Origin of the sequence: Catenibacterium faecis (genome assembly GCF_014306455.1) — a bacterium.
In the GTDB taxonomy this organism is placed as follows: domain Bacteria; phylum Bacillota_I; class Bacilli_A; order Erysipelotrichales; family Coprobacillaceae; genus Catenibacterium; species Catenibacterium mitsuoka_A.
The window spans coordinates 1-6315 of sequence record NZ_JACRWG010000080.1 but is presented as its reverse complement, the minus strand read 5'-3'; the positions used below and the strand labels follow the sequence as shown (position 1 = coordinate 6315).

General features: G+C 32.5%; 8 protein-coding genes. 6 read left to right on the top strand and 2 right to left on the bottom strand.

Annotated features, from left to right (window positions below; all coding sequences use genetic code 11):
* Positions 1-156 precede the first annotated feature (156 nt).
* From H8909_RS12125 to H8909_RS12105, 5 genes are all read left to right on the top strand, one after another.
* Positions 157-525, top strand: a complete 369-nt coding sequence (locus H8909_RS12125; RefSeq protein WP_187013006.1) for a hypothetical protein — start codon at positions 157-159, stop codon at positions 523-525.
* The gene (locus tag H8909_RS12120) at positions 512-1012 is read left to right on the top strand and encodes a hypothetical protein (RefSeq protein WP_187013005.1); all 501 of its coding nucleotides are present in this window, start codon (positions 512-514) and stop codon (positions 1010-1012) included. The genes H8909_RS12125 and H8909_RS12120 overlap by 14 nt, the downstream gene beginning before the upstream one ends.
* A complete protein-coding gene (locus H8909_RS12115) occupies positions 942-1724 on the top strand; it encodes a hypothetical protein (protein WP_187013004.1) in 783 nt (260 codons plus the stop codon). The genes H8909_RS12120 and H8909_RS12115 overlap by 71 nt, the downstream gene beginning before the upstream one ends.
* Positions 1681-2841, top strand: a complete 1161-nt coding sequence (locus tag H8909_RS12110) for an OmpA family protein (protein WP_187013003.1) — start codon at positions 1681-1683, stop codon at positions 2839-2841. Before H8909_RS12115 ends, H8909_RS12110 begins: the two co-directional genes overlap by 44 nt.
* A gap of 87 nt (positions 2842-2928) precedes the next feature.
* Positions 2929-3309, top strand: coding sequence for a hypothetical protein (locus tag H8909_RS12105; protein WP_187013002.1), 381 nt, complete (start codon positions 2929-2931; stop codon positions 3307-3309).
* On the opposite strand, the gene H8909_RS12100 is transcribed toward H8909_RS12105, so the two are convergent.
* Both H8909_RS12100 and H8909_RS12095 read right to left on the bottom strand, forming a co-directional pair.
* Positions 3287-4126, bottom strand: coding sequence for an HAD family hydrolase (locus H8909_RS12100; RefSeq protein WP_187013001.1), 840 nt, complete (start codon positions 4124-4126; stop codon positions 3287-3289). The two genes, H8909_RS12105 and H8909_RS12100, sit on opposite strands and share 23 nt — an antisense overlap.
* Positions 4127-4187: 61 nt before the next feature.
* Complete coding sequence (locus H8909_RS12095; RefSeq protein WP_187013000.1) at positions 4188-4802, bottom strand: Crp/Fnr family transcriptional regulator; 615 nt, start codon at positions 4800-4802, stop codon at positions 4188-4190.
* A gap of 70 nt (positions 4803-4872) precedes the next feature.
* Between H8909_RS12095 and H8909_RS12090 the strand changes: the two genes are divergently transcribed.
* Positions 4873-6189, top strand: a complete 1317-nt coding sequence (locus H8909_RS12090) for an MATE family efflux transporter (protein WP_187012999.1) — start codon at positions 4873-4875, stop codon at positions 6187-6189.
* Positions 6190-6315 lie beyond the last annotated feature (126 nt).

Sequence of the window (6315 nt, the reverse complement as noted above, 5' to 3'; positions counted from 1 at the left end):
TCATCGATATTACCTCCGGCAAGATAATATCAATAAAATGAAAAAGGACAAAATAATTATGTAGGTTTTCCAACATTCTTATGTTGTCTTTTACCTACATTTTTATTTTATCCTTAGCACCAAAACTTAGGGCATTTCTCAAAAGAAGGTGAGAAATTGCTTTATAAGATGAACATGAATTATATGGAGCTAAGTGGTATTGATCCATCATCATTAAGAGGTAAAAGAGAGGTAATGAATGTAAAAAGAAAGAATCATGCTCTCTCTCTTGAACTTCTAGATTTAAAAAATGATTATTTGAAGAAGAGAAATAAACTCTACGACGATTTAGATAGAGCTGAGAATGGCCTTCAGGTTTACTTGACTCATTATGGTAAAGGAATGAAATTAGGTTCAAAGAAATCTGATGTTGAAATTCCTCGTCTCAATTATCGTACTGACGAAAGATTTATCGATTATAAGAAAGTAGAAGATAACTTATTAGAGAAAGTAATGAAGGGAGTAAGTGACAATGAAACTGTTTAAGGGATTCTTTAATAGAAAAAAAGAGTTATCAAAATATAAAGATGAAAGAGTTAAACTACTTGAGTTTGAAAATGATCTGACAGACGTAGTTCCTGCTTCATACAATGGGATCTTCTCTGTCATAGACTCCAGCAATGCAGGAAGTCTTAGTACTATTAATAAGTACTTACAGGACTTCTCTTCTCACATCGATGAAGAGAACTTTGAGTTATTCTATAAGACTCTTAATATCGATCAGGAATTCGTACTGAACTATTTAGATCGCGATAAGTTAAACCATGATCTATTGATTGAAATGATTAATATTAAAAAAGCGGCTGAAATTAAGAATCTCGAACAGGAGTTAGCCTTGGTTGAAGCTCATATTAAATCTAATGAAGAAAAAATCATGAAAGTAGGAAAGGAACTTGAAGATTATGAAGAAGATGAACAAGAAGCTTTACAAGAAAGAGTACCAGCAGATCCACAAGAAGAACTTATTGGATAATCCTGTAGTCTCTGGAATTATTATTTTGATTCTTACATTTACTGATTTTTATGTGGTGGAAGAAGCTCTTGCGAATATATTCAACACTGCAAATCCTTTATTCCTCTATCTCTCAAGTGCTATCTTTGCGATTGGTTTAGACGTGTCTGTCTATCATATGGGGTGTCAGATTAATGAATTCGAAGAGATATTTAAGAATAAGAGAGCAATATTAGATTTCGCAATCTTTCTAGGATCATATTTCTCATATGTATTGTTGAAGGTCGCAATCATCCTTGGTGAAGATATGGATACTAAATTGATCTTAGGTAATATTGCTTTAATCTTTGTGCCTTTATTAACGTCTATTCTAAGTTTTGTTTTGAGTCTTAAGAGTAAACATGAAGAGAATGAAGCTTTAATGAATACCTTAGAGATGAATAATGTAGATCTTACCGAACGTGCAAATGAGTTAAGATTACAACTGTTCGAATTACAGATGGCTCAAAACATTGACTTATCTGCCTTTAATGAAGAAGAAGCTTCTATATTAGAAGATCTTGTATTGACTAATACAAACTACTTAAAAAATCATTCGCAGTTTGAAATTGCAGGCAAGATAAACTCACAGGAAGGAACTGACTATTTAACTGAAGAATCAAAAGTAAATGACAAAGGAGATATAAACAATGAAGAAATTAAAAACATTAACAATCAGCCTATTGATGCTTAGCCTTGTCCTATGTGGGTGTTCATCTAAGAAAGTAAAAAATTATAATATATCTGTCGTTGCAGGGAACAACTCTTGTTCCTTGCTTCATGACTATATCTTAGCAAAGCCCTACTTGAAGAAGATTTATACACAGGGTGGTCAATTATCTATCGTAAATTCAGATGGTGCTCCTTATGTAGTGAAATCAGAACAGATTGAACCTCTTAAGTCATATACAACATCTACACAGAAGAAGTCCTACTTAGAGAAATACACTTCAAATATGATTGAAGAATTGAATAGTATCAAATCAAAATCAGCTGAAATCGATTTAATTGAGAGTTTAAATTGTGCTTCTAAGAGTTTTTCGACTAAATCAAATAATGACATTGTATGTTTTGTGTCTGGTCTAAGTACAAAGGGTTTATTGAATATGACAACATTGGAATCATTAAGGAATCTGGATATAAATAAGACAGTAAGTAATTTAAAGGAAGCACATGGTATGCCTAATCTTCAAAACATCAATAATATCTATTTATATTCAGTTGGTCAGGTTGCTTCATACCAAAAGCTCTCGAAAATTTCTATTCATAAAGAGAAGGAGTTCTTAACAAAGCTTCTTGTTGAATCAGGTATGAATAAAGACAAGATTCACTTCGTCGATAGTAATCCAATCAGTAATAAAGCTTACAAAGGACCAAATGTTAGCAAGGTAGGGCAGGACACAGATTACAATGCTGTATCGATGGTAAGTAATAATTATAATGATATTAAAAGTAAGCTTTGCCTAACTGGACTGGAGTTCCAAAAGAATTCCTCTATTTTGTTAAATGCTGAGAAGTTGAATAGTGTTGTTTCTTTTTTGAATAACTATGCTGGTGCAGTAGATATCTTCGGTACAACAGCCTATGATAAGACTACTTCAGATGAGAGACTTCAGAAGCTTGGTTACGAGCGTGCATTAACAGTAAAGAATAGTTTATTAGAGAAAGGAGTTGATCCCACTAAGATTAATAAAGTCTCTTCATTGAGTTATAAGAATCTCTATCATAAAAATGAATGGAATGAGCAAGGTTTTAATGATGAAATTGCGAAATTAAATAGGACCGTTGTTATCAAAGATAGCCAGTCATAACATGCCGAGAGGCATGTTTTCTAATGTATGAAAATATCTAGATGTATATGTTGAAAATTGTTAGAATTTAGTTAAGAGGGTGATGATATGAAAAAGAAGAGATTTATAATAGGTCTTTCTATTGTTGCAATTATTACTCTTTATTTTGCATATCATCGCTTTGAAACATCTATTCCAGTAGAAATAGATGCCCCTTATGGGATCACATGTACTACTTCTAAATCACGCATAGATGGTGATCATTATAGTCTATGTCTGCATATTAACTCATATAAGTTTAAAGAAGAATATATCAACATTCAGATTAAGACATATGATAAAAACAATAACTTACATGAATACAGTACAACTTATAAAATAGATAAAAAAATCCCATTTAAATTCCATACAGATACAAAAGAAAACATAAAAAAAGTCGTTGTGAGCATTACACTCACAACGGCTTTTAAATTAGTCCTAAATGTTTAAATGCATTATAAAGTCCATCATCATTGACATCAGTCGTAATATAATCTGCTGCTTCTTTTATTTCAGGACCACCATTACCCATAGCGACATTGTAAGTACAACATGCAAACATTGATAGATCAATCTTTGCATCACCAAAAGAAATAGTATCCTTAAAGTCAGCACCAAGGTGTTCCATCAATACTTCAATCGCATGTCTCTTAGTAATACCAGTAGGTCCTAAATCACCATATAAGGCTACTTCACCCTTACCACCCCATGTATTCGCTACAAGAGTAGGAAATTCCACCTTAGAATCTAAATGATCCTGATAAGAGCTTAAGATAAAGCTGATCTTATTCACATCATCTCTATATAAATCTTCACCCTGTAAATGAATAAATCCATCCATGAATGCTTTAGAAGATTCCTTTGCCTTCTCTAGGTCTGCTCCTTTACCCTGAGCATATTTAACCATTGTTTCAGGACCCTGTTCTAACATATAGTCATTGCAGTACATACCGCTATTGGCTTCTAAATAGAAACCTAAGTGTCTCTCATTACACCAATCTACAATATGTTTTACATCTTCCTTTGATAATCCTTGATGCATTACAACTTCATCATGGTCTTCTACATAAGCACCATTACCACCAATCATACCATCTAAATCACATAAATTACGCTGTAGTATTTCAGCTTTAGAACATCCAGTACAAATATATACTTTATGTCCATTTGCGCGTGCCATGTCCACAGCCTTAGCTGCTGAAGCAGGTAGCTTTGCTTCATAATCAATTAATGTGCCATCTACATCTAGAAATATTATTTTACCCATATCTGTCTCCTTTATATATTTCTTATTATACATAAACAATAACCTAAACAGTATCAATCCATCATTTTTTGAAACAATAAACACCTTTACTTAATTTAGTAAGTATATCTTTCTCCATTAATTCATGAAGCACTCTCTGTAATTGTCTTCTACTACAGTGAAGTATTTCTGATGTTTTTTCTATTCTTCTTAATATATGATCATCACACTGATATTTCATATATGCGATTACTTTCTCTTCTAGACTCATACAGTTTTGTTCATGCTGTACAGATTGAATAATATCTACGCAGGAATGAATAACTGAATGAAGAAACAACACATCTTCATTCAACTCTTTCTCATATCTTAATGTATCAATACTTAATACCACTACATTCTCTAAAGCCTCTACAAATAAGTGAGGCTTCTTTTTTGTGACAAACTCAATATCTCCAAGAATAGGTATTTCTTTCTTTACACCTGTCACAAACTGTCTACCATCTGCTTGAATTGAATAAACATTTACGCTTCCTTTCACTAAAAAATAAATAGAATGAAAATGAAAAGAAGGCTGAATCATTAACTCTCCTTTCTCAAACTCAAACATCTGAAGACTTACATTATCTAAATGAACATAAGAAGATATAGAATCACTATATTTCTCTATTAACAGTTTATCTTTTATTTCTTTCATATCTTTATTGTGACATATGACACAATAAATCACAAACAAAACTGATAAGATAGGGCAGGAGGTTAATACAATGAATGAATTATTTGAAACAATGCCTGTCAAGAAAGCTTACTTTAAGATTGCTTTACCAGTAGTTCTTTCTATGATGGTCACTTTAGTCTATAACTTAGTCGATACTTTCTTTGTATCACAAACACAAAATACAAATCTTGTTGCAGGTGTCTCATTATGTGCACCTCTATTTACATTAATGATTGCTTTAGGAGATATATTTGGACTAGGAGGCAGTTCAGTAATCTCTCGTTTATTTGGGAATAAAGAAACTGAAGAAGCAAAAAGAGTCAGTGCTGTATGCTTTTATTATGCTATTGGGGTCTCTCTTCTTACCTCTTTAATTATGATTCTATTTAAGAATCCTATTCTTTCATTACTTGGAACAGAAGCATCTACAAAACCTTATGTTTTACAATATTATCATGTGATTTCAATTGGTGGTGTCTTTATTATTCTATCGATGATTCCTACAAATCTAATCAGATGTGCAGGACATGCCCAGGATGCTATGATAGGTACAATTCTTGGTTGTGTTATCAATATCATTCTTGATCCTATTTTCTTATTTGTATTTCATATGGAAGCCACAGGTGTCGCAATTGCGACTGTATTTTCTAACTTTGTCACAGATGCATATTTAGTTTATGTGATTAAACGTAAATGCCCAGAACTCAGTGTTTCTTTAAAGGATGCCCATTGCGATACACGTCATATAAAAGGTCTCATCTTTATTGGCATCCCAGCTTCTCTTACAAATATTATGCAGTCTTTTGCAGTCACTCTTACTAATCAATATTTACGTCCCTATGGATCAAATGCGATTGCCAGCATGGGTATCGCATTAAAAGTCAATATGATTATTATGATGGTTCTTGTTGGCTTTGCTTTTGGTGCACAGCCACTCATTGGATATTGTATCGGAGCACGCAATAAAAAGAGACTTAAAGAAGTCTTACGCTTTGATGCTTTAGTCATTATATCCTTTGCTTGCGTTATGACACTTGTATTATGTTTCTTTACACCTTCTATCATGTCATGTTTCATGAAGAATCAAACAATTGTCTCACAGGGAAGTACAATGTTGAGATGCTTATCTATTTCTACACCTTTTGTAGGGGTTGTATTAATACTCACAACACTCTTTCAATCAGCAGGTTATGCGACAGGGGCAATGATTATCTCTTTATCAAGACAGGGCGTGATATTCTTTGTTGTAATGATTGTCCTTACGGCATTATTAGGCTATATGGGAATTCTTCTTGCACAATGTATCAGTGATATCATTACACTTATTATAGGTTTATTACTCGTCAAAAAAATGAGGCTCGACTAATCGAGTCCAATGGAGTCAACTTAAGAAGTTGGCTCTTTTTTATTGCTTTTTTTCCTATTATAAGTGTATATTTATGACATTGTAGTTAAGAATAAAAGATTGAATATATTTATATAATGCCATATA